The 22,538-nt window shown below is 64.4% G+C and carries 21 protein-coding genes; 10 read left to right on the forward strand and 11 right to left on the reverse strand.

Translation table 11 applies throughout. From position 1 onward, the window contains the following. Positions 1 to 71: 71 nt before the first annotated feature. A complete protein-coding gene (locus XH84_RS18650) occupies positions 72 to 2,939 on the forward strand; it encodes a PAS-domain containing protein (protein ID WP_128922815.1) in 2,868 nt (955 codons plus the stop codon). Positions 2,940 to 3,056: 117 nt separating this feature from the next. Here the strand turns inward: XH84_RS18650 and XH84_RS18655 are convergent, their stop codons facing one another. Next, positions 3,057 to 4,751 carry a bifunctional diguanylate cyclase/phosphodiesterase gene (locus tag XH84_RS18655; protein ID WP_164936672.1) on the reverse strand — a complete coding sequence of 565 codons (1,695 nt, stop codon included), beginning with the start codon at positions 4,749 to 4,751 and terminating at the stop codon, positions 3,057 to 3,059. Between the two features lie 220 nt (positions 4,752 to 4,971). Between XH84_RS18655 and XH84_RS18660 the strand changes: the two genes are divergently transcribed. Beyond that, positions 4,972 to 5,232: a hypothetical protein gene (locus XH84_RS18660; protein WP_128923015.1), complete on the forward strand. Its 261-nt coding sequence runs from the start codon at positions 4,972 to 4,974 to the stop codon at positions 5,230 to 5,232. A 7-nt stretch (positions 5,233 to 5,239) separates the two neighbouring features. On the opposite strand, the gene XH84_RS18665 is transcribed toward XH84_RS18660, so the two are convergent. The 3 genes from XH84_RS18665 to mtgA form a co-directional block, all read right to left on the reverse strand. Then, positions 5,240 to 5,887, reverse strand: coding sequence for a hypothetical protein (locus tag XH84_RS18665; RefSeq protein ID WP_128922813.1), 648 nt, complete (start codon positions 5,885 to 5,887; stop codon positions 5,240 to 5,242). A gap of 141 nt (positions 5,888 to 6,028) precedes the next feature. Beyond that, entirely contained in the window at positions 6,029 to 6,211 is a 183-nt protein-coding gene (rpmF, locus tag XH84_RS18670) for a 50S ribosomal protein L32 (protein ID WP_007598106.1), read from the reverse strand. 169 nt (positions 6,212 to 6,380) lie between these two features. Continuing rightward, positions 6,381 to 7,055 carry a monofunctional biosynthetic peptidoglycan transglycosylase gene (gene mtgA / locus XH84_RS18675; protein ID WP_128922812.1) on the reverse strand — a complete coding sequence of 225 codons (675 nt, stop codon included), beginning with the start codon at positions 7,053 to 7,055 and terminating at the stop codon, positions 6,381 to 6,383. Positions 7,056 to 7,216: 161 nt separating this feature from the next. Here mtgA and XH84_RS18680 point away from each other — a divergent pair, with 161 nt between their 5' ends. Both XH84_RS18680 and XH84_RS18685 read left to right on the forward strand, forming a co-directional pair. After that, on the forward strand, positions 7,217 to 8,140 hold the full coding sequence (locus tag XH84_RS18680) for a polyprenyl synthetase family protein (protein WP_128922811.1): 924 nt from the start codon (positions 7,217 to 7,219) through the stop codon (positions 8,138 to 8,140). A gap of 9 nt (positions 8,141 to 8,149) precedes the next feature. Further along, positions 8,150 to 8,842 carry a DUF1345 domain-containing protein gene (locus tag XH84_RS18685; RefSeq protein WP_128922810.1) on the forward strand — a complete coding sequence of 231 codons (693 nt, stop codon included), beginning with the start codon at positions 8,150 to 8,152 and terminating at the stop codon, positions 8,840 to 8,842. Between the two features lie 326 nt (positions 8,843 to 9,168). On the opposite strand, the gene XH84_RS18690 is transcribed toward XH84_RS18685, so the two are convergent. Then, complete coding sequence (locus tag XH84_RS18690; protein ID WP_128922809.1) at positions 9,169 to 9,597, reverse strand: GFA family protein; 429 nt, start codon at positions 9,595 to 9,597, stop codon at positions 9,169 to 9,171. A 92-nt stretch (positions 9,598 to 9,689) separates the two neighbouring features. On the opposite strand from XH84_RS18690, the gene XH84_RS18695 reads away from it, so the two are divergent. The 3 genes from XH84_RS18695 to XH84_RS18705 all read left to right on the forward strand — a co-directional run bounded on the left by XH84_RS18695 (position 9,690) and on the right by XH84_RS18705 (position 12,798). Then, the gene (locus XH84_RS18695; RefSeq protein ID WP_128922808.1) at positions 9,690 to 10,064 is read left to right on the forward strand and encodes a nuclear transport factor 2 family protein; all 375 of its coding nucleotides are present in this window, start codon (positions 9,690 to 9,692) and stop codon (positions 10,062 to 10,064) included. A gap of 219 nt (positions 10,065 to 10,283) precedes the next feature. Further along, a complete protein-coding gene (bla, locus tag XH84_RS18700) occupies positions 10,284 to 11,141 on the forward strand; it encodes a class A beta-lactamase (protein WP_128922807.1) in 858 nt (285 codons plus the stop codon). Positions 11,142 to 11,190: 49 nt separating this feature from the next. Further along, entirely contained in the window at positions 11,191 to 12,798 is a 1,608-nt protein-coding gene (locus XH84_RS18705) for a Na+/H+ antiporter (protein ID WP_164936671.1), read from the forward strand. A 114-nt stretch (positions 12,799 to 12,912) separates the two neighbouring features. Here the strand turns inward: XH84_RS18705 and XH84_RS18710 are convergent, their stop codons facing one another. The 6 genes from XH84_RS18710 to XH84_RS18735 all read right to left on the reverse strand — a co-directional run bounded on the left by XH84_RS18710 (position 12,913) and on the right by XH84_RS18735 (position 19,170). Continuing rightward, positions 12,913 to 13,710 carry an N-acetylmuramoyl-L-alanine amidase gene (locus XH84_RS18710; RefSeq protein WP_430641925.1) on the reverse strand — a complete coding sequence of 266 codons (798 nt, stop codon included), beginning with the start codon at positions 13,708 to 13,710 and terminating at the stop codon, positions 12,913 to 12,915. An 18-nt stretch (positions 13,711 to 13,728) separates the two neighbouring features. Next, the gene (locus XH84_RS18715; RefSeq protein ID WP_128922806.1) at positions 13,729 to 15,066 is read right to left on the reverse strand and encodes a Rieske 2Fe-2S domain-containing protein; all 1,338 of its coding nucleotides are present in this window, start codon (positions 15,064 to 15,066) and stop codon (positions 13,729 to 13,731) included. Positions 15,067 to 15,250: 184 nt separating this feature from the next. Beyond that, positions 15,251 to 16,147 (reverse strand): TauD/TfdA dioxygenase family protein, encoded by an 897-nt coding sequence (locus XH84_RS18720; RefSeq protein WP_164936669.1) that lies wholly within the window; start codon positions 16,145 to 16,147, stop codon positions 15,251 to 15,253. 242 nt (positions 16,148 to 16,389) lie between these two features. Then, positions 16,390 to 17,673, reverse strand: coding sequence for a flavodoxin-dependent (E)-4-hydroxy-3-methylbut-2-enyl-diphosphate synthase (ispG, locus tag XH84_RS18725; RefSeq protein WP_128922804.1), 1,284 nt, complete (start codon positions 17,671 to 17,673; stop codon positions 16,390 to 16,392). A gap of 12 nt (positions 17,674 to 17,685) precedes the next feature. Continuing rightward, positions 17,686 to 18,639: a DMT family transporter gene (locus XH84_RS18730; protein WP_128922803.1), complete on the reverse strand. Its 954-nt coding sequence runs from the start codon at positions 18,637 to 18,639 to the stop codon at positions 17,686 to 17,688. Positions 18,640 to 18,675: 36 nt separating this feature from the next. Then, a complete protein-coding gene (locus XH84_RS18735) occupies positions 18,676 to 19,170 on the reverse strand; it encodes a Fur family transcriptional regulator (RefSeq protein WP_128922802.1) in 495 nt (164 codons plus the stop codon). Between the two features lie 157 nt (positions 19,171 to 19,327). Here XH84_RS18735 and XH84_RS18740 point away from each other — a divergent pair, with 157 nt between their 5' ends. The 3 genes from XH84_RS18740 to XH84_RS18750 are packed head-to-tail and all read left to right on the forward strand — an operon-like array spanning position 19,328 to position 22,537. Then, entirely contained in the window at positions 19,328 to 19,810 is a 483-nt protein-coding gene (locus XH84_RS18740; RefSeq protein ID WP_128922801.1) for a MarR family winged helix-turn-helix transcriptional regulator, read from the forward strand. Beyond that, a complete protein-coding gene (locus XH84_RS18745) occupies positions 19,803 to 20,966 on the forward strand; it encodes an HlyD family secretion protein (RefSeq protein ID WP_128922800.1) in 1,164 nt (387 codons plus the stop codon). Before XH84_RS18740 ends, XH84_RS18745 begins: the two co-directional genes overlap by 8 nt. A 14-nt stretch (positions 20,967 to 20,980) precedes the next feature. Further along, complete coding sequence (locus XH84_RS18750; protein WP_128922799.1) at positions 20,981 to 22,537, forward strand: MDR family MFS transporter; 1,557 nt, start codon at positions 20,981 to 20,983, stop codon at positions 22,535 to 22,537. The last annotated feature ends 1 nt before the right edge of the window (position 22,538 follow it).

The following is a 22,538-nucleotide window of genomic DNA, read 5'->3' on the forward strand; positions in this document are numbered from 1 at the left end:
CTCTTCGCTACGCTCAGTGGCTGAATTAGGTTGCGTTAAGTCTATTGCTCGCCGAGATCCCGCCGATCCCCATGACGTCGACCTGCGACAACGAGCTTGGTGCACGCCGCGAGCAGGCCCCTGAGGCCCTGGTCGCGCTGAGCCAGCTTGCGCTCGACCACATGGAACAGGGCGTCTGCGTCTACGACGCCGACAACCGGATCGTGCTGGTCAACCAGCGTTACCTGTCTCTGTTCGACATGTGGGCCGACATCGTGCGGGTGGGCACGAGCTACCGCGAGGTGCTCGCGCACAGCGCCGGACGCGGCAACTTTCCGGAAGGCGAGCTTGACGCGCTCTATTCGGCGCGGATGGCCCAGATCGCCGGGGGAAAACCGTTCCGGACCGAGCAGCGGCTAGCGAGCGGCCTCGTCATGTCGCTCGAACTGAAGCCGCTTCCCGGCGGCGGCTGGATGACGATCTGCGACGATGTCACGCGCCTCGCCCGGCTCGAAGCGGAATTGCGCGTGCAGACCGAGCGCAGCCAGCACGCGCTCGCCAACATGTCGCACGGCCTCATCATGTACGACGCCGACAGCCGCGTCGTCGTCTGCAACGAACGTTTCCTGAACCTCTACGACCTCGATCCCGGGATCGTGAAGCCGGGAGTCTCGCATCGTACGGTGCTCGACCATTGGGTGTCGCGGGGCAATTTACCGGGCATGCCGGCCGACGAATTCCATAATTCCAGATTGGAGGACGTGCGCGCCAGGCGGGCGAAATCCCTGCTGGTGATGCGTTATGACGGACGCATGGTGCAGACGGTCTCCCGCTTCCTGCCCGACGGCGGCTGGGTGACCGTGCACGAGGACGTCACGGAGCGGCTGCAGTACGAGGAGACGCTGAGGCAGCAGAACGTCATGCTCGATGCGGCGCTGGAGAACATGGCGCATGGGCTCGCCTTCTACGACAGCGACATGCGGCTTCGGGTCTGCAACACCACCTACCGAAAGCTCTACCGACTATCGCCGGAGGAGACCAGGCCCGGCACGCATATCGCAGAGCTGATCGAGCGTTCGATGGCGAACGGGGCGTTTGCTTCCGAGCATAGCCCTCGGCAAATCCTCGAAGCCGCCCGCGCGCGGATCGCTAACCGCGATAGCTCGCCGATGCGGCGGAGCATGTCCAACGATACCGTGCTCTCGGTACGCTATTGCGCATTGGCAGACGGCGGCTTCGTCGCCACCTATGAAGATATCACCGAGCGGGAACATGCGATCGGGGAGCTGAGCGAGCAGTACCGCCGCTTCGACGCGGCGCTGAACAACATGAGCCAGGGTCTGTGCATGCTCGATGCGAGCCTGCGCGTGATCGTATGCAACCGCCGCTATATCGAGATGTACGGCCTCTCGCCCGATATGGTGAAGCCCGGCGTCTCAATGCGCGAGATCATGGAGCACAGCTGCGAGCTCGGCATCCATCCGAACATGACGGGTGCCAAGCTCTACGCCGACTATGTCGAACGGCTGCGTGAGGGCGAGCACACGCTGCACCGGCATTTGAACGACGGCCGCATCATCAAGCTCAATCACAAGCGCATGGAGCAAGGCGGCTGGGTCGTCACCTATGAGGACGTCACCGAGCGTCACAAGGCCCAGGCCCGGGTGGCGCATATGGCGCGGCACGATTCGCTGACCGACCTGCCCAATCGCGCGCTGTTCCGCGAGAAGATGGGCGAGGGGCTGAACCAGGTCGCGATCGCCGGCGGCGCGATGGCGGTGCTGTGCTTCGACCTCGACAATTTCAAGACCGTCAACGACCGCCTCGGCCATGCCGCGGGCGACCGCCTGTTGCGTTGGGTCGCAGCGCGGTTGAAGGAGAATGTCGGCGAGCACGACACCGTCGCACGCCTCGGCGGCGACGAATTCGCCGTGCTGCAGCGCGGTCCGCAGCCGCAATCGGCGGAGAAGCTCGCCAGGCGACTGGTCGAGGTCATCGGCCGCCCGCCGCCGCTGGAGAACCAGTCGATCCATGTCGGCGCCTCGGTCGGAATCGCGATCGCGCCCGATCACGGGCTCGATGCGGACGAACTGATGAAGTGCGCCGACCTCGCGCTGTACCAGGCCAAAGCCAAGGGGCGCGGCGCCTACCAGCTGTTCGAGCCCGAGATGGAAGAAGAGGCGCGCAGCCGGCACGCGCTGGAGCAGGATCTGCGCGGCGCGCTGGAGGCACGCGAATTCCACCTGGTGTTCCAGCCGCAGATGCGGCTCGATTCGTCGGAGCTCACCGGCTTCGAGGCACTGCTGCGCTGGAAGCATCCTTCGCGCGGCTTCATCTCGCCGGCCGAGTTCATTCCGATCGCGGAGGAAAACGGGCTGATCGTGCCGATCGGCGAATGGGTGCTGCGCAGCGCCTGTGCGACCGCCGTGTCCTGGCCCGATGTCACCGTCGCAGTGAACCTGTCGCCGGTGCAGTTTCGCTCGCGCGGCCTAGTGGCAATGGTCACGAGCGCGCTGGCTGAAGCCGGTCTGCCGCCGCGGCGGCTCGAGCTCGAGGTCACCGAGACGGCCCTGCTCGACGACAGCGAGGCGACGATCGAGATCCTGCACCAGCTCCGCGCGCTGGGGATACGCGTCAGTCTCGACGATTTCGGCGTTGGCTATTCCTCGCTGAGTTACTTGCGCAAGTTTCCGTTCGACCGCATCAAGATCGACCGATCCTTCGTCGGCACGCTCGGCGAAAGCCCGGAGAGCGTGGCCATCGTCCGCACCATCGCAAGCCTCGGCTCCGTGCTCGGCGTCGAGACAACGGCGGAGGGTGTGGAGACCGAGGAGCAGCTCGATTTCGTGCGCGAATGCGGCTGCACTGCCGTGCAGGGCTATTATTTCGGCAAGCCGTGCCTCGCATCGGAGGTCAGCCGCACCATCGAGACACTGACCACGATCCGGCGCGTGGCGTAGCGGCTTTCTGCTCCCTCAAATTCCGCCTCTTGGCACACGACCAAACGACGAATTGTCGCATGTCCCGGTTTGACCGGGATTGCCGCACCGACCGCCGCGCGATTGAATCGATGAACGCTAGCCCGCCGCAGGCAGCGCGTTCTCCGCCGCCGTACCCCACGGCCGCTCGGCCGAGGCAAGCCCGATCAGGCGGCCCTGGATGTAGTCGCAGCCCCAGTCGCGCAGCATGATTGCGGCTTCCTCGTCCTGCACCCATTCGGCGACCGTCTTGATGTCGAGGCGTCGGGCGAGGTCGATCAGGGTCTGCACGAAGGCGCGGTCGTCGGCGGAATGGGTGATGTTCTGCACGAACGCGCCGTCGATCTTCACGATATCCACGCCGAGCTTGCGCAGGTTTCGGAACGAGGTGTAGCCGGCGCCGAAATCGTCGATGGCGATGCGGCTGCCGAAATTCTTCAGCCGCGTGACGAAGCCACGGACATCGTCGATGTCCTGGATCGCGACCGTCTCGGTGATCTCGACGATCAACCGCTCGGCAACGCCGGGATGGGCCAGCATCAGCGATTCGATTCCCGCCCACCAATCCGGATCCATGGTCGTATCGGGCGAGATGTTGAGGCTGAGGCTGACATCGGGCGCGGCGGCGAGCTCGGCGACCACGAGCTCGAGCACGCGGTGATCGACCAGACGGATCAGGCCGAGCCGTTCGGCGACCGGCACGATGTCGGGCGCGAGCAGCACGTGGCCGTCGCCCTGGTCCATCCGTACCAGGCATTCGTGGAACGCGCGCTCGCGCGAGGCGGCCGCCACCACCGGCTCATAGGCGAGCTTGATGCGGCGCTCGTTCAGCGCGGTGACGATTTCGTCGGTGACGCGGATGTTGACGCGGCGCTGCGCGTCGCGTGCGGCATCCGGACGCCACGCGGCGAACGAGCCGACGCGGCGGCGCTTGGCGGCATCCAGCGTCTCATGGGCGCGGTTGACGGCTTCGTCGGTGTTGCGGGCATAGCGCGGCACGCTGACCGCGCCGATCGAGGCGGTGACCGAGACCGGACCGGATTTGGTCGGCACGACCTCGTCGCGAATGGCGGCGAGGAAGCGCTCGGCGGCGACGTTCATGTCGTCGACGGTGCAGTTCTTCAGGATCAGGCCGAACTTGTTGCCGGAGAAGCGGCCGAGCACGTCGCCGCCGCGCAGGCGCGAGCGGATGCGCTTGGCGATGTCGAGGATGACGGCATCGGCAACGTCGAAGCCGAAGGCGTCGTTGACGCGGGCGAGGTGATCGATGCCGACCAGCATGAACGCCGCGGTCGAGCGGAAGCGGGTGGTCTCCTCGATCGCCTCGGCCAGCGCCGCAATCAGGTGGGAGCGGTTCAGCTCGCCGGTCAGCGGATCGAGCCGGGCCAGCTTGGTCAGCTCCTCGTCGCGGGCATGGCGCTCGTTGTTGATACGGATCGAGCCGATCGCGCGCACCGGGCGACCGTCGGGGCCGGCGAACCAGCGGCCAGTCTCCTCGATCCAGATCACGGGATCGGCGGCGCTCATGCGAACGCCGTACTCGACCCGGTAGGGCGTGCCGTCGGCGCCGTGCACGGCGGACGTCTGCGCCAGCGCGGCGGTCCGCAGCGCCGGCCCGGGCTCGATCAGCTTGGCGAATTCGGCGCCGGTCGCCAACCGCTCGGCGGGAATGCCGGGAAAAACGCTGGCGACCTGATCACCCCAGACAATGGCATCGCTGGCGATATCCCAGGCGAACACGGCCTGACCGAGCGCGGCCAGAATGTCGGAGGCTTGCGGCAATGCAGGGGTCAAAATCGCCTCGTTTCGGAACAGCAGGGAGTCCTGGGCCGGCACAGGATAGAGCCAGATTCGTCTCCGACCCTAGGCAAAGTTGATAAACAATTTGGAAACCACGTTCCCAGAACACCCAGGAACCAATTAAGCTCGACCGGCATAGGCCTTGCGAGACCATCACGTGCACCGGCGCCGATGTCCCAAAACGCGCCAGCTCAATCTGATGAACGGTGTTGCGATGGCGACGGCGGATGGAATCGAAGAGGTAGAGCGGCAGGCCGGCACGGCCCTGGTACCGCTGATGCCGACGTTACGATGGGTGCACAAGGCGCCGCCGCCGCGCCCTGATCCGAGCTTCGTCGCCCAGCTCATCGCCAATGCCGAGCAGCTGCCCCAAACGAGCCGGCTTCGCCGCGCCTCTCCCGAAGACGCGCAGATGGCCTATGGCAGCAAGCGCCCGCTGCAAAGCGTCAGCGCAAGGACGCGGCAGGTGGCTTGACGCTGGGTCAGCGCGGCGGCGTGTCGGAGGACGGCGGCGTGCCGTTACCCGGCTGAAGCTGCGGCGAGGGAATTTCTGGCGAAGACGCGCCCTGCACGGGCTTGGGCGCAGGATGATCCATCAGCACGGATTCGGCGACGGATTGCGCCGAGGCTGCGGGAGGCTCGACCGGTGCCGGCTGCGGCGCAATCACCGGCTCGAACTTGCGCTCGGACACCACATCCGGCGCGTCGACCTGGCGCTTGGCCTTGCGCGGCGCCGGCACCGTCGTCTCCGCGACGTAGGTGACGCGGCGGCGCGTGCGTTGGGCAATGCCGCCGAGGAAATCCGCCATCGCGAGCAGCACCAGCAGGAAATAGGTCGAGTTGCCGAACTTGGGCCACATCACGAATTCGGCCGCCGCCGCGCCAAAGACGATCAGCGACAGCAGGTGGTCCATCAGGAACTTCGATCCGGGCCGCGCGCCCTTGACCACTTCGAGCAACAGCAACACCACGCCGAGCGCGAGCAGGAGATCGGCGAGCGTGACCGGCCAGGCCTCGCCCGTGATCATCGGCACCTTGAACAGCACGTCCGAGAAGGACACGCTGGGCATCAGGAAGGCGATGATGTTGTAGACCGCGAGCGGAATCAGAAGCAGCGGGAAACCGACCATCGGCAAAATGCCTCTCGATCATGATATCCGGACAGAACAATGCAGCGGCGAAGCATTCGCTCCGCCGCCGTCACCGTCTATCTCATGGATGGGCCGAAATCAGGCAAGCCAGATCATCCTGCCCAAAGCAAGGTCCTGACCTCAGGACTCTTTCTTCTTCAGGACCTGCCGGCCCTTGTACATGCCGGTCTTGAGGTCGAGATGGTGCGGACGACGGAGCTCGCCGGAGTCCTTGTCTTCCACATAGGTCGGCTTCTTGATGGCGTCTGCCGAGCGGCGCATGCCACGGCGCGACGGCGAGGTTTTTCTTCTCGGAACGGCCATTTCAATATCCTCTAGGGATTGGTGTCATCAGGGCATCGTCCGCGGAGGGACGGCTCAGCACCCGCAATAGGAGGCGAGCTGAATGCCGATCAAGGCCGGGCTTATAGAGGAAGGCTGGCCGTAAAGCTAGGCTCTTGGGCCGGAAAATACGCCCGGAATGGGCTCAAAATCAGCGATTTTCGCGCCAGCAGGTCGCAAGCGAGCTCGCCTGGCCCCGCGCCATATAGGTGGCGGCCAGCCGCCGGACACCCGGCCCGGGGGTTTTAGCGCTGCGTTTGGCCGGATTCGGCAGGATCGAGGCCAGAAGGGCCGCCTCTCGGGGTGAGAGGTCCTCGGCCGACTTGCCGAAGGCATAGGCGCTGCCGGCCTCGACGCCAAACTGCCCTCCCGGACCGAACTCCGCGATGTTGAGATAAATCTCCAGGATCCGTGGCTTGGGCAGGACGAGATCGATCCAGAGCGCCAGCGGGAATTCGAGCGCCTTGCGGACGAAATCCCGGCCCTGCCAGAAAAACAGGTTTTTCGCGACCTGCTGGGTGATCGTGGAGGCGCCCCGGAAGGCGGTGCCGTCTTCCTTTGCGTCGTCGATCGCCTCGCGCAGCGCGCCCCAGTCGATACCGTGATGCTTGCAGAAATGGGCATCCTCGGCAGCGATCACCGATCGCGGCAGATAGGGCGACATCGCCGCCAGATCGATCCATTCCCTGTGCATCGGCGCGCCGCGAAGCGAGCGCCAGGCCATCAGCGTCGAGACCGGATGGCCTGTGCGGTAGAATGGCGCGATCACATAGGGCGCGAGCAGCGCAACCGCGAGCACCAGGAGAAGGATTTTGACGATGCGCAAATCAGCCTTTCCGGCGCAAAATGAAACGCAGCCGCGGATCCTGCCATTAAGTCTGTGATAATTCGGGCCTTTTCCAGCACTTTTTAGGCCTTCCAGACGATTGACTGGGGCGGGCGCATAAAGGATTGTCCCGCCGAATTTTAGTTCTGGAGCCCTTCTTGATGACCAGCACGTCCCCGTCCGATTTCGCCAAACGTCTGGACAAGACCGCTGATGATACCGAAGCCCTGCTCGGGCGCCTGCTGTCGGACGACATCCTGCATGATGAGATCGCCCGGCCCAAGCGGCTGATGGACGCAATGCGCTATTCGAGCCTGAACGGCGGCAAGCGTTTGCGGCCGTTCCTCGTGGTCGAGAGCGCAGCCGTATTCGGCGTGCCGCGCGAAGCGGCCCTGCTCGTGGGTGCCGCGCTCGAATGCATCCATTGCTATTCGCTGATCCATGACGACCTCCCGGCGATGGACAATTCGGACCTGCGCCGCGGCCGCCCCACCCTGCACAAGCACACCGACGACGCGACCGCGATTCTCGCCGGCGACGGCCTGTTGACGCTCGCCTTCGACATCGTCACCCGCGACGAGATCCATCGCGACGCCAATGTGCGGCTGCTTTTGACGCGCGCTCTGGCGCGCTGCGCCGGCATCGGCGGCATGGTCGGCGGCCAGATCCTCGATCTCGCCGGCGAAGGCCGCTTTGGCGGCAACGAGCCAATCGACGTCGCGCGTATCCAGCAGATGAAGACCGGCGCGCTGCTGCGCTACGGCTGCATCGCCGGTGCCATTCTCGGCCAGGCCTCGCAGAAGGAATATCAGGCGCTCGACGATTACGGCCGCGCGCTCGGCGAAGCCTTCCAGATCGCGGACGATCTGCTCGACGTCGAAGGCGATGCCGCCGCGCTCGGCAAGCCGGCCGGCGCCGATGCCGCGCTTGGCAAGACCACGTTCGTCACGCAGCTCGGCATCGAAGGCGCCAAGCAGCGCGTGCGTGACCTGCTCGCCCGGGCCGACAGCGCCGTGTCGATCTTCGGCGACCGCGCCGCCGTGCTGCAGGCGGCGGCGCGATTCGTCGCCGAGCGGAAGAACTGACGCATACCGATGGCGGTCGAGGGCAAAGAAGACCCCGTCCTTGCCCGCTTCCGCAAGATGTCGCGGCCGGTGCGGCTGATCTATGCGCGGCCGCGGACCTTCATCGCGCTCGTGGCCGGCATCCTGGTCAGCCTGCTGCTGCCGGGCTCGTACCGGCTGGTGACGCGGCTCCTGTTCGGCTGGGATGCGTTGATCGCGGTCTATCTCGTCCTGGTCTATGCGATGATGCTGTGCAACGACCACCAGCACATCCGCCGCGGCGCCGCGATGCAGGACGACGGCCGCTTCGTGATCCTGCTGGTGACGGCGACCGGCGCCTTCGCCAGCATCGCGGCGATCGTCTCCGAACTCGGCATGCAACATCGCGGAGTTCTGGAGTTGAGCGTCGCGATCACCACAATCGTGCTGTCGTGGGCCGCCGTGCACACGACCTTCGCGCTGCATTACGCGCATGATTATTACCGCGGCGCCCAACCGGGCGGCTTGCAATTCCCGAGCGGCGACAAGGAAGACCACGCCGACTATTGGGACTTCGTCTATTTCTCGTTCGTGATCGGCATGACCGCGCAGGTCTCCGACGTCGGCATCACCGACAAGACGATCCGCCGCACGGCTACCGCGCATGGGATCGTGTCATTCATCTACAACACGGCCTTGCTGGCCCTGACGGTGAACATCGCCGCGAGCGCGATTTCGGCATAATCTGTCGTCCCTGCCTGGTACGCAATCGCGCACGGGCGCAGGGACAGAGGAAGACTTCCAACCTCAGCAACAAACCTCGGCATTGGCGTCGTTGCCGGGGCCGCCGAACGGATCGTCCCGGCAGGCATCCAGGACGACGAGGCGAAGCTGCTTGGCAGGCTCGTCAGGGCGTTCGAGCCCCCTTTGGGACCGCTTTAGCAGGATCTGATGGCGATGCTTGCAATGGAGGTCACGAAGACTGCATCGACGACTACCCGAAAGCCCCGTTGTTTGTCGCACCAACGCGGTCGCGGTTCGCTGCCAAGCCGACGTCAGGCCGACTTCCCTTAGCCTTCACCGATATGCCCCCGATATTGCGGCAGATGGTCTGTAATTTCGTGCCAGGGCGCCTTCGAGGCTGTGAAAATATGGGCGCTCGGCCGGATCGAAGGGGCATCGACCAGGACTCCCATGGCGACATGGACCCATTGTCCGTCGCGCACCCGGGAATAAAGCAGCGACCCGCATCGCCCACAATGGACGTCATGGGTGGTGTCGTCGCCAAATATGAGCCGCTGGTCGTCACCCCTCACGATGCGGAGCTTGTCCTGCGGGATGCCGGCGAACGGCTTGAAGGCCGAGCCGGTGGTCCGGCGGCAATTCGAACAGTGGCAGTTCATCGCATAGGAAAATTCGTCGGCCACCTCAAACCGGACGGCGCGGCAGCAGCATTCGCCGATCAGGATACGAGCGTTCGAATTTTCTGATCCGGTCATGGCAAGCCCTGGCGCAAATGGCTGACACACCCATAGCGCATTTTGATGCGTAAGGCTAAGTTCGCCCCAAGCATCATGCAAAAGGATGACTCATGAGCCAGAACCGTTCGAGCGTCGAAGCCGTCGTGCAATCCTATTTCGATGGTCTTTACGAGGGCGATGCCGAAAAGCTCGGCGCCATCTTCCATCCGTCCGCCGATTTGCGCTGGGTCGAGAAGGGCGAACTGCAGGTGCTGACCGTGCCCGACTGGCTCGACCGCGTGCGCAAGCGCCCCTCCGCCAAGGCCGAAGGCAAGCCGCGTGAGGATTTTGTCGTCACCATCGACCGCTCGGACGACAAGACCGCCTTCATCAAGGTCCGGTGCCAATTGCCGCCGCGCTATTTCACCGACTATCTGGTGGCGATGAAGCTCGCCGACGGCTGGCAGATCGTGTCGAAGTCGTACCGATATGACCTCAGGGAGTGAGCGGCTGCTCGAAGTTCGCCCAATATCTGCCGCGCTCGATATCCATGCTCCATCATTGCGAGCGTAAGTCTCTCGGCTCGTCCATTGCGAGGAGCTTTTGCGACGAAGCAATCCAGAACCCCTTCACGGAGAGACTCTGGATTGCTTCGCTGCGCTCGCAATGACGATGCGGATGAAGCGCACGCTCCATTTTGCGCCTCAACCTGCCTGAAAATCCTCATGCCTCTTGATCGCCGCTCCCTGCTCGCCTCGCTCTGCTGGATGGTCGCGTCTCCCGCGCTTGCCGTGGAGGCGCCGCCCGAGTTCGAATCTTACGAACGCGAGAGCGGTGGGCGGATCGGGGTCTATGCGGAGAACCTTGCAACCGGCAAGAAGCTTGCCTGGCGCGCCGACGAGCGCTTCGTGATGTGCTCGACCTTCAAGGCCTCGCTCGCGGCCTGCGTGTTGGCACGGATCGATCGCGGCGAGGAGCAGCCCACCGCCATGATCCCGTACGGCAAGGACGATTTGCTGGAATATGCGCCGGCCGCCAAGCAGAATCTCGCGGCGGGCACGATGTCCGTCACCGAGATGTGCAAGGCGATCGTCGAGCTCAGCGACAATACCTGCGCCAATCTGCTGCTGGCACGGATCGGCGGGCCGGCTGCCCTCACGACATTCTGGCGGTCGATTGGCGATAGCGCCTCGCGGCTCGATCATAATGAGCCCGAGCTCAACCGCTCACCGCCCGGCAATCCCCAGGACACCACGACGCCAATGGCGATGGCGGGTAATTTGCGGCGCCTGGTCGTGGGCGAAGCCCTGTCGCCGGCCTCGCGTGCCCTTCTCAGGGATTGGATGGAGAACTGCAAGACCGGCGCGAACCGGCTGCGCGGCGGCCTCCCCGCAAGCTGGACCATCGGCGACAAGACCGGCAACAACGGCAAGGACGCCTCGGGCGATATCGCGGTCGTCTGGCCCAAGCCCGAGACGCCGATCCTGATCGCGGCCTATACCCAGGGCGGCACGCCGAAGCCGGCGCAGATCGAGGCGGCGTTTGCGCGCATCGGCCGCATGGCGGCTGAGCGCCTCGCCTGAACCCGGCCGCATTGACGTTGCGGCCGCTTCCGGGTCAAGACAGACCATCATGGAAGCGAAGTTTCAAACCTTTCTCATCCTGCTCGCCGTACTGGCAGGCGTGGCGCTGGCCGCACGCCGCTTCAACATCGCCCCTGCCATCCTGCTGATGCTGGCCGGCGTCGGCCTCGCCTTCGTGCCGGGCATGCCCCCGGTGGAATTGCCGCCGGAACTGGTGCTGCTGATGGTGCTGCCGCCGCTGATCTACTCGGCGAGCGTCGCCATGAGCTGGCGCGAGTTCAGGAACAATTTGCGCCCGATCGTGCTGCTTGCGGTCGGCGCGGTGATCTTCACCGCAGCGATGGTGGCGGCCGCCACGCATTACCTGATCGGCCTACCCTGGACCATCGGATTCCTGCTTGGGGCCATCGTCGCGCCGCCCGACGTGGTGGCGCCGCTCGCGATCGCGCGCCGGCTCAACATGCCGCGCCGCCTCCTGGTGATCCTCGAAGGCGAAGGGCTCGCCAATGACGCCACCGCGCTGATCCTCTACCGCTTTGCGCTGGCCGCCATCATGGTCGGGCATTTCTCGCTGCCGCTCGCGGCCGGCGAGTTCCTCCTCATTGTCGCCAGCGAGATCGCGTTCGGCATCGGCGTCGGTTGGCTCTCCCTTCGCTTCCGCAAATGGTCCGGGGATCCGCAGGTCGAGCTGACGCTGTCGCTGATCACGCCCTACGTGTCCTACTGGCTGCCCGAGCATCTCGGCGGCTCCGGGGTGATCGCGACCGTCGCCTGCGGCCTCTATGTGAGCTGGAACGGCCCGTTGCTGATCTCGTCGGCGACACGCCTGCAAGGCATCTTCTTCTGGGACCTCGTGATCTACCTGATCGAAGGTGTGCTGTTCCTGCTCACCGGCTTCCAGATGCGCGCGCTCTACGAGAAATCGAAGGCGTTCCCGCTCGACGACATCCTGATCGCGACCGCCGTGGTGCTGGTGATCGTCGTGATCGCGCGTTTCGCCTGGCTCTATCCCGCGACCTATCTGCCGCGAATGATGAGCAAGTCGCTGCGCCAGCGCGATCCGTCGCCGCCCTGGCAATGGCCGTTCGCGCTCGCCTTCACCGGCGTGCGCGGCGCGGTGTCGCTCGCGGCCGCGCTGGCGCTGCCGTTCACGCTGCCGGACGGCGAAGCCTTTCCGTATCGCGACCTGATCCTGTTCGTAGCCTTCGGCGTTATCTTCGTCACGCTGATCGGCGTCGGCCTTACGCTGCCGCCGGTGGTGCGCTGGCTCGGTGTCGCTCAGGCCGGCCGCAACGAGCACATCGCCGAGCACGAGGCCGAGATCGCCGCCCGCCGCCAGGCGCTCGACGCCGCGCTGAAGTCGCTCGATGCAATGACCGCGGAACAGGAAGTCTCTGACGAGGTGATGCGGCTGCTGCGCGCCCGCCACGAGATCCGTGTCAACCAGCTGCCGGATTCACTCGATCCCACTCACCACGACGTCTCCGCTGCAGGTACCGCGCTGACCCGCGACCTGATCGCCGCCGAACGCAAGTTCATTCACAACCTGCTGCGCGACGGCCAGATCACCGACGAGACACGGCGCCGGATCGAGCGCGATCTCGATCTGGAGGAGGCGAGCCTGGCGAACCGGGAGTATCGGAGCGTGCCGCTGTAGGGCGTCGTCATTGCGAGGAGCCCTTGCGACGAAGCAATCCAGACTGCCGCTGCGGAAAGATTCTGGATTGCTTCGCTGCGCTCGCAATGACGGCTGTGGAGACAGCGAAGCAGCCTACCTCCTCGCGCAGAACTCCCCTATTGCCGCCGCTACGGCTCCGGCGACCGTCTCCTGCCTCTCCGGCGAGTTCATTGTCATTTCCTCGTCGCGGTTGATGATGGAGCCGGCTTCGAGCAGCACAGCCGCACTGCTTGTCCGCGAGAGAACGACGAGCCCGTCATAGCGGTAGACGCCGACATCCTTGTCGAGCAGTTGGCGCCGATAACGACCCATCAGCGGCAGGGTGTATTGGCTGGCATAGTGCAGGCCCTGCTCCTTCAATTGCCTGCCGATCATCCGGGCCAGCATCAGGCTGGCGGCGAAATGCGGGTTCTGCTGCGACACGAACAGCGAGTGGCCCGAAAAGCGATCGCTGAAATAGCTCTTCGCGCCGTCGAACTCCCAGGTCTCCAGCAATTTGTCCGGCACCGAATCATGATGGATCGACAGGAAGAGATCGGCCCGGCCGTCATTGGCGGCACTGACCCGCTTGAACAGGCTCGGCCGCGCCTTGCCGTCCGTGACGAGCAGGCGGGTTGCCGCAAAGCCTTCGGACTTGAGCTTCGCCGTAATGAGTTTTGCGAGAACGAAATTGAAGCCGAACTCCGGATCATTGCGCGCGCTGAGCGCGCCGTAGGAGTCCGGGGTGTGCCCGACATCCACCACGATCCGGAATCTCGGCGCCTCGCATTTGGCTGGTGGGGGCGAAGGCTTAGGTCTCGCTTTCGCAACCTTCGGAGCCGGGGCGGCACGACCGGCGTCGATCGGCGGAAGCAACAGTGCAACCAGCGACCCGAGGAGAATTGCAACGATGCGCCCTAGCAACAAGTTCTACTCCGCTGCCGCGATCCTGGGACGACCGACGAAGCCCGCGACGTCGCCAAAACGCTCCAGCATCACGGCGGGCAGATCCTTGGACTTGCTGGTCACGCAGGCACCAGAGCGCACCGCGTAGCGATCCTGGTGCGCCGCCTGCGGCGGCGGCTCGCCCTGCTGGAGCGCGCGCGCCAGATCCATCACGACCTTCCGGAAATGCATGATGCCGAGATCGGTCGGCCCGAGATGCTCGCGGGTGCGGTCGGCGATCGGCCCCTGGCTGTCCTGTACGGCGGCGTCCTGCTCGGAGACGCCCTTGATGCCAGTGTAGCTTCGGGTCTTCTGGAGCTTGCGGTCGATCATGTAGTCGTTGCCCTTGTGGCGCAGCGGCACGTAATTGTCGTCGACCTCCGCGATCACGCCGTTGCCGCGGTCATAGGCGTCGCGCTCTCCTTGCGTCAGCGGCCGCTCCGGATTCCAGGCATAGGTATAGATCCAGCAATTGGTGTCGGTAACCGGCACGAAGGTCTGCCCGAAGATGTTCTCGCCAGGCATCGCGCTCGGCGCATAAGCGTGGAACGGCATCAGGAACTGCGCGATGCGCCAATAGATGTTGTCGCCGCCGGTCAGCCGGCCGCCCGCGATGGTCAACCCCGCCTCGTGCGGGCTGATCTTGATCACCGGACGCGGGTCTTCCGCGATCCAGCGCATGTGATCGCTCGACATCCGCGCGATCGGATTCACAAAATGCTTCTTGATGTCCAGGATCTCGTTCTCCTCCTTGTCGAAGGAGAGATGGGCAAAGGTGAAATGCGCGGTGTCGATGGAGCCTTCCAACGCCTGCACCCAGTTGCAGTCCTGCCATTTCTTGCTGACATAGCGATGCGAGGGCGGCAGCAGCGCCATTTCGAGGTCGGGCAGCTCGGGCATGGCCTCAAGCGGACCCATATAGGCCCAGATCATCTCGCCCCATTCGCGCACCGGATAGGACTTGATGCGGATCAGGTCTTTTGCGTTGAGATCGGGATAAGAGGTCGGCATGTCGACGCAGCGTCCGTCGGTGTCGAACTTCCAGCCGTGATAGACACAGCGGATGCCGCATTCCTCAACGCGCCCGAGCCAGAGATTGGCGCCCCGATGCGGGCAGTATTGGTCGATGATGCCGACCACGCCGCGGGAGTCGCGGAAGGCGAGCAGCTCTTCGCCAAGCACGACGATCTTCTTCGGCTCGCCATCGGGTTCCGGGAGTTCTTCGGAGAGCAGGACAGGGATCCAGAAGCGGCGCAACAATTCGCCCATGCCCGTTCCGGTGCCTGATTCGGTCAGGAATTTATTGTCCTCTGCGCGAAGCATGGAAAATCCTCCCGATTTGTTTTTGGGAAGATTGGCGCGGGAGGAGGAGGACGTCAACGTGGGAGCTGCACAGATTCTGCCGTAGGATGGGCAAAGGCGCTCTTGCGCCGTGCCCACCATCGTTCCGCAATCACAACCGAAGTGGTGGGCACGCTACGCTTTGCCCACCCTACGACGCCGGCTTCTAAACCGGCCGCTCCCCCTTCACCGTCACGCGGGTGCCCGAACGCGTATGCGGCCAGTAATCCCACATCGCGCGGTGCTGGGTGCAGCGATTGTCCCAGAACGCGATGGCATTCTCGGTCCAGCGGAAGCGGCATTGGAACAGCGGGTTTTCGGCGTGCTGGTAGAGATAGGCGAGCATCGCGTCGCTCTCGTCGCGGGGGATGCCATTGATGTGCCGGGTGAAGCCGCGGTTGACGTAAAGCGCTTTCTTAGCGGTGACCGGATGCGTGCGCACCACGGGATGCTCGGCGTGCGGATAACTCGGCCTGTCGGCGACGCCATAATTCGCATAGAGGCCGCGATAGATCGGCTCGCCGTCGTGCAGCGCCGTGAGCCCATCGAGATAGGCCTTCATACGGTCCGACAAAGCTTCGTAAGCCGCATACATGTTGGCGAACAGCGTGTCGCCGCCGCGCGGCGGGCATTGCTTGATGTAAAGGATCGAGCCCATCGGCGGCTCGAGATCGCAGGACACGTCGGAGTGCCAGCCCTCGCCGTTGGCCCGCGGCGAGTTCTTGTCGGCGTAGATCTTCATCAAGGCGGGATCTTCGTCCTCATGCGGCGCCGCCGGATGAAAGTGCAGCTCGCCGAACTTGCGGCCGAAGGCGAGGTGCTGCTGCGGCGTGATGTGCTGATCGCGGAAGAAGATGACAAGATTTTCCGCGAGCGCGCGGTGGATCTCGTCCATCTGCCGGTTGGAGCGCGCTTCGCCCTCGACGAGCTTACCGAGATCGACGCCCGAGATTTCCGCGCCGATGATGGGTGTGAGCTTTTCGACCGCGATGGTCTCGTAAGGCGCACCGTCCTCGGCCGTGTGACGGTAGCGCGGGCCCTGCTTGCCGGCGAGTGAGCTCATGGCGTGTCTCCCGATCATTTTGATTGGGGACATGGTAGCGCACGCGTGTGGATGTGCAATCTGCACCGCAAACTCCCCTGTCGTCCCGGGCAAGCGTAAGCGCAGATCCGGGATCCATAACCACAGGGAGAGGTTTGACGCGAGATTGGTAACTCCGAGTCTTCGCCAAACCACTCCCTGTGGTTATGGGTCCCTGCGTTCGCAGGGACGACAGCGGAGTGTGGCGCGCGAACGGAGTGAAACTACTCCGCCGCCGTCACCGGCACCTTGGCGCCCTGGCCGTAGCGCTGCTCGATATAATCGATCACCAGCGCCTTGAAGTCGGCGGAGATGGTCGGGCCGCGCAGCGTGCGGAACTTCTTGCCGTCGACGAAGACAGGTGCGGCCGGCGCTTCGCCGGTGCCCGGCAGCGAGATGCCGATATTGGCGTGCTTGGATTCGCCGGGGCCGTTGACGATGCAGCCCATTACCGCGACGTTGAGCTCCTCGACACCGGGATATTTCGTCTTCCAATTGGGCATCTCGTCGCGGATGAAATCCTGGATCGAGCGCGCCAGTTCCTGGAACGTGGTCGACGTGGTGCGGCCGCAGCCGGGGCACGCGGCAACCAGCGGCACGAAGGTGCGGAAGCCCATGGTCTGCAGCAGTTCCTGGCCGACCTGCACTTCACGCGTCCGGTCGCCACCGGGCTCCGGCGTCAGCGAGATGCGGATAGTGTCGCCGATGCCCTGCTGCAAGAGGATGCCGAGCGCGGCCGAGGACGCCACGATGCCCTTCGAGCCCATGCCGGCTTCGGTCAGGCCGAGGTGGATGGCGTAATCGGAACGGCTGGCAAGATCCTGATAGACCGCGATCAGATCCTGCACCGCCGAGACTTTTGCGGAGAGGATGATGCGGTTCTTGGGCATGCCGAGCTCTTCGGCGCGCGCGGCCGAGAGCAGCGCGGACTGCACCATGGCCTCGCGCGTCACGGCGCGCACGTCGCGCGGATTGGCGGAGGCGGCGTTCTCGTCCATCAGCTTGGTCAAGAGCTCCTGGTCGAGCGAGCCCCAATTAGCGCCGATGCGCACCGGCTTGTTGTTCTTGTTCGCGATCTCGATGATGTCGGCGAACTGGGTGTCGCGCTTGTCCTTGAAGCCGACATTGCCGGGATTGATGCGGTACTTGGCGAGCGCTTCGGCGCAGGCCGGATAGGCCGCGAGCAGCTTGTGGCCGATATAGTGGAAGTCGCCGATCAGCGGCGTATTGATGCCGCGCTTGGCGAGACCATCGCGAATGTGCGGAACGGCGGCCGCGGCTTCCTCGCGGTCCACGGTGATGCGGACCATTTCGGAGCCGGCGCGCGCGAGCGCTGCGACCTGGGCAATGGTACCGTCGATGTCGGCGGTATCGGTGTTGGTCATCGACTGCACGACGATCGGCGCACCGCCGCCGACGGCGACGTCGCCGACCTTGACCTGGGTGGTATGATGGCGCGGTGCGGGTCCCGCGATGTCGGAATCGATGGTGGTTTCGGGCTTGTTCATGAGGTCCAAATATCAGGTTTTGGTGACGTTCAGCAATGCATCAGCTGGCGCCGCAGCCGTTTGGCTCGGACGGTTAACCAGAAAAAGCCCAGCAATTACAAGGAGAGCGGCTGCCCCGAACGCCAAGCTTAGGGTGTCGTGCATGATGAAATAGCTACCCACCACGCCAAACAAAGGGGTGATGAAGGTAAAAGCGGACAATTTGCTGGCCGAATAGGCCTTCACTAGCGCGAACCAAAGCGTGAACGTGGTTCCAACGACCCAGATCGCCTGGAACGCCATCAGGCCGAGCGACAGCGGCGCCGGCGTGTGCGTGATGGTCTCGCCGAACAGCCAGGCCGCCAGCCCCAGGATCGGGACCGAGGTGGCGACCTGATAGCCGAGCGCCTTCTCGGGCGCGGCAAACCGCAACCGCGTGCCCTTGGCAACCAGCGTCGTCGCCGCCCACAGCGCGGCGCCGCCGACGATCATGAGATCGCCGAGCAGGACATGCGAATCGACATTTGGCTGCGGCACGCCGATCGCAAGGGCGACGCCGGCAAAGCTGATGGCAAGGCCGAGCCATTGCGAGGCGCCAAGCCGCTCGCCGAGCACCTGGTAGGAGCCGAGCGCAACGAAGAACGGCGCGGTGTAGAGGAACACCACCGCGCGCGAGGCCGAGGTGAGGCGCAGACCCTGGAAAATCAGCACGAATTCGATGCCGAACATTAGCCCGGCGATCAGGCCCGGCTTCCACGTGTCGTCGTTCTCGAAGAATCTGACGCCGCGAAGCGTGCCGATGATGAACAGCACCGGCAGCGCGCCCGCCGAGCGGATCGTGGCCTGCAGCATCGGCGGGATGTCCGGCAGCACCAGCTTCACCGCGATCTGGTTGAATCCCCAGGTCAGGCACAGCATGAGCATCAGGGCGATGGCGCCGGCACTGAGGGGACGTGCGGCGAATGGATTGGCTTGCGGTGAGGACATGTCTTCCCAAGAAACCGGCTTTGCGCCGTTGTTGCTTTATGCAGCTTTCTGACAATGGGTGCAGACGCCCGTGATCTCCACCACGGACAATTTGGGAGCGAAGCCCGAGCTGCGTGCCGCGGCATTGAGATCCCCGGCGAATGACGCCGACGGGATCTCGCCGACCAGGCCGCAGCGCTCGCAGATCAGAAACGCCACCGCCGAGGTCGCGTCGTGGTCGTGGGCGGCACAGGCGAGGTAGGCGTTGCGGCTTTCGATGCGATGCACGAGACCGTTGGCCATCAGGAAATCGAGCGCGCGATAGACCGTGATCGGCGCCGGCCGCGACATCGATTTGGCGAGTTCGTCGATCACCTCATAGGCACCGAGCGGGCGGTGGCTGGAGAGCAGCGCTCCCAGCACCTGCCGTCGAATCAACGTGAATTTCTGCGCGCGCTGCTCGCAGACCTCCTCGGCATGCGCCAGCGCATCCGCGGTGCAGCGGCCGTGGTCGTGATCGGGCGCGGGAAATGCCGGCTTGGCGAGGGTCATGCACCGATAACCTTAGCATCCAGGCTGGGGAACCCAAAGCGCGACCATGCGACCGGCTGCCAGCCATGCTCACGCTGCGGGGCAGCCTCCTCTCAATTCGCCATGAAATAATCATAAGCTTGCTTATTATATGCCAAGCTTACTGGAGACCAAGCTCATGAGCCGCGGCTCTGTCGACCAGAACTTCCTGTTCACACTGGGCGAGCTCTACCGCCTCTTGCGCGTCTATGCGGACAAGGAGGCATCCCGCTTCGGCATCACCCGCGCGCAATGGGCGGTGTTGGCCAAGGTCGAGCGCAGCGAGGGCATGAAGCAGTCGGAACTCGCCGAATTGCTCGAGATGCAGCCGATCACGCTGACACGTCTGATCGACAAGCTCTGCGACAATGACTGGATCGAGCGCCGCAGCGATGCTTCGGACCGCCGCGTCAAGCGCCTCTATCTCAAGAAGGCCGGCCGCCACTTGCTGGGCCGGATGAGCGGATTGAAGTCCGAGCTGACGGCCAACGCTCTCGACGGCATCACGCCAGCGGACGCCCATCGCCTCCTCACCCAGCTCGAAACCATCAAGGAAAACGTGCGCACCGCGATCCAGACATCCGGCGCGGAGCAAGCACGTAAGGAGCAGCGCTATGGCTGACCAAGTCCTCAAGTTCCAGCCCGAGCAGAAGACCGACAGCGGCAAGCCGACCAAGAAGGCCGGCACAGATCCGCGCCGGCGCCTGCTGGCGGGCCTACGCCGCTATCGCCGCTTCCTGCTCCTGGTCGTGCTGCCTGTTATCGCCGCCATCAGCGGCCTCACGTTCTACCTGCATGGCGGCCGCTATGTCGGCACCGACGACGCCTATGTCGGCGCTCAGAAGGTGCTGGTGACGCCCGACATCTCCGGCAAGATTCTGAAGGTGGTCGTGAAGGAAGGCCAGTCGGTCAAGCGCGGCGACGAGCTGTTCGAGATCGACTCCGTTCCGTTCCGCTTGGCGGTGGAGGAGGCCAAGGCGCAGCTCGCGCAGGCGCGCACGACCTATGACAACCTGGTCGCCAACATCAAGATCTATGGCGACATGCTCGATCTGGCCCAGCAGGGCATCGATCTGAAGAAGCGGGACGTCGAGCGCAAGCAGGCGCTGGTGAAGAACAATTTCGGCTCGCAGCTCGATCTCGACAACGCCTCGAATGCACTGGTCACCGCCGGCGCGCAGGCGCAATACATCAAGCAGCAGCTCTCCAACGCCAAGACCCAGCTGCTCGGCGACACCGAACTGCCGCTGGAGCAATTCCCGCCCTACGCACAGGCGAAAGCCAAGCTGGACGATGCCCAGCGCAACCTCGATCACACCGTGCTGCGCGCGCCGATGGATGGCGTGGCAACGCAGGTCGAGCAGATCCAGCTCGGCCGTTTCGTCACCGCCGGTACGCCGGTATTTTCCATCATCGACGTCGCCCATCCCTGGGTCGACGCCAATCCGAAGGAGAGCGACCTCACTCACGTCACCGAGGGGCAGCCCGTCACGCTCGAGGTCGACGCGTTCCCGAACCACGTCTTCAAGGGCAGGATCGGCTCGCTCTCGCCCGGCACCGGCGCGCAATTCGCGATCCTGCCGCCGCAGAACGCCACCGGTAATTTCGTCAAGGTGGTGCAGCGCGTGCCGATCCGCATCTATTTCAACGAGACCGACAAATACGTACGGAAGCTGAAGGCCGGCATGAGCGTCTATGCCACCATCGACACCGGCCATCGGCGCTCGCTCGCCGGCCTGCTCGGCCTATCGGCGACCGCGAGCCAAGATAAAGACTGACAAGGACTGATCGGATGTCCGGTCCCAACGCCAATCTGATGGTCCCCGGCCTGCGCCGGAACATGGTGACGATCTGCGCCATGACCGCGACCATCATGCAGGCGCTGGACACCACCATCGCCAACGTCGCCTTGCCCTACATGCAGGGCACGCTGTCGGCCTCGCAGGATCAGATCAACTGGGTGCTGACCTCCTACATCGTCGCCGCCGCGATCATGACGGCGCCGGTGGGCTGGATCGCCAACCGCTTCGGCCGCAAGCGCATCTTCATCATCTGCTCGGCCGGCTTCACCATGGCCTCGGTGCTGTGCGGCCTTGCGCAGGACATCAACCAGATGGTGCTGTTCCGCCTGCTGCAAGGCGTGTTCGGCGCCGCTCTGGTGCCGCTGTCGCAATCGGTCATGCTCGACTATTACACGCTCCAGGAGCGTGCCAAGGCGATGTCGATCTGGGGCATGGGCGTGATGATGGGCCCGATCATGGGCCCCTCCCTCGGCGCCTGGCTGACCGAGACCTATTCCTGGCACTGGGTGTTCTTCGTCAACCTGCCGTTCGGCGTCATCACGGTGCTCGGGCTGATCGTCTTCATGGACGAGACCAGGAAGGACCTCAGCCTCAAATTCGACTGGTTCGGCTTCGCCGCGCTGGCGATCGCGATCGGCGCGCTTCAGCTTGCGCTCGACCGCGGCGAGCAATTGGGCTGGTTCGAGTCAGGCGAGATCGTCGCGGAATTCATCGTCTCGGCGGTGGCGTTCTACTTCTTCCTCGCGCACTCGTTCACGACCTCGACCCCGTTCATCCGCTTCGCGCTGTTTCGGGATCGCAACTTCGTCACCGGCTGCGTGTTCATGATCGTGATGGGGCTCGTGCTGTTCTCGACCATGGCGCTGGCCTCGCCCTACATGCAGAACGTGATCGGCTATCCCATCATCACCGCCGGCCTCTTGCTGGCGAGCCGCGGCTTCGGCACCTTCTTCGCCATGATGCTGGTCGGCCGCATGATGCGCTATTTCGAGGCGCGCACGCTGATCATCTCCGGCCTGACGCTGACCGCGGGCTCGCTGTTCCAGATGACCGGCTGGACCGATCTGACCCAGGTGCCGGAAATCGTCACCGTCAGCGTCATCCAGGGCTTCGGCTTCGGCCTGGTCTTCGTGCCGCTCTCGACCGTGGCGTTCCTGACGCTGTCGAACGATCTGCGCACCGACGGCACCGCGATGCTGACCCTGATGCGCAACGTCGCGAGCTCGGTCGGCATTTCCGTCGTCATCGCCGAGCTGACGCAGGGAACGCGGCGGACCTATGCGATCCTTTCCGAGCACGTCAATCCGTTCAACCACGCGCTGCAGATGCCCGACGTCAGAGGCCTGATCAACCTGTCCACCGACGCCGGACGCGCCATGGCGGACAGGATGGTCAGCGTGCAGGCGCAGATCATCGCCTTCGCGCATGACTATCAGCTGGTGATGCTCTTCATCCTCTGCACCATCCCGCTCGCTTTGCTGATCGGCTCGACCAAGGCCACGCTGCGCAAGCAGACCGCGGGGCCGGAACATGCGGTGATGGAGTAGG

Source organism: Bradyrhizobium nanningense (genome assembly GCF_004114535.1).
GTDB classification, from domain to species: Bacteria; Pseudomonadota; Alphaproteobacteria; order Rhizobiales; family Xanthobacteraceae; genus Bradyrhizobium; species Bradyrhizobium nanningense.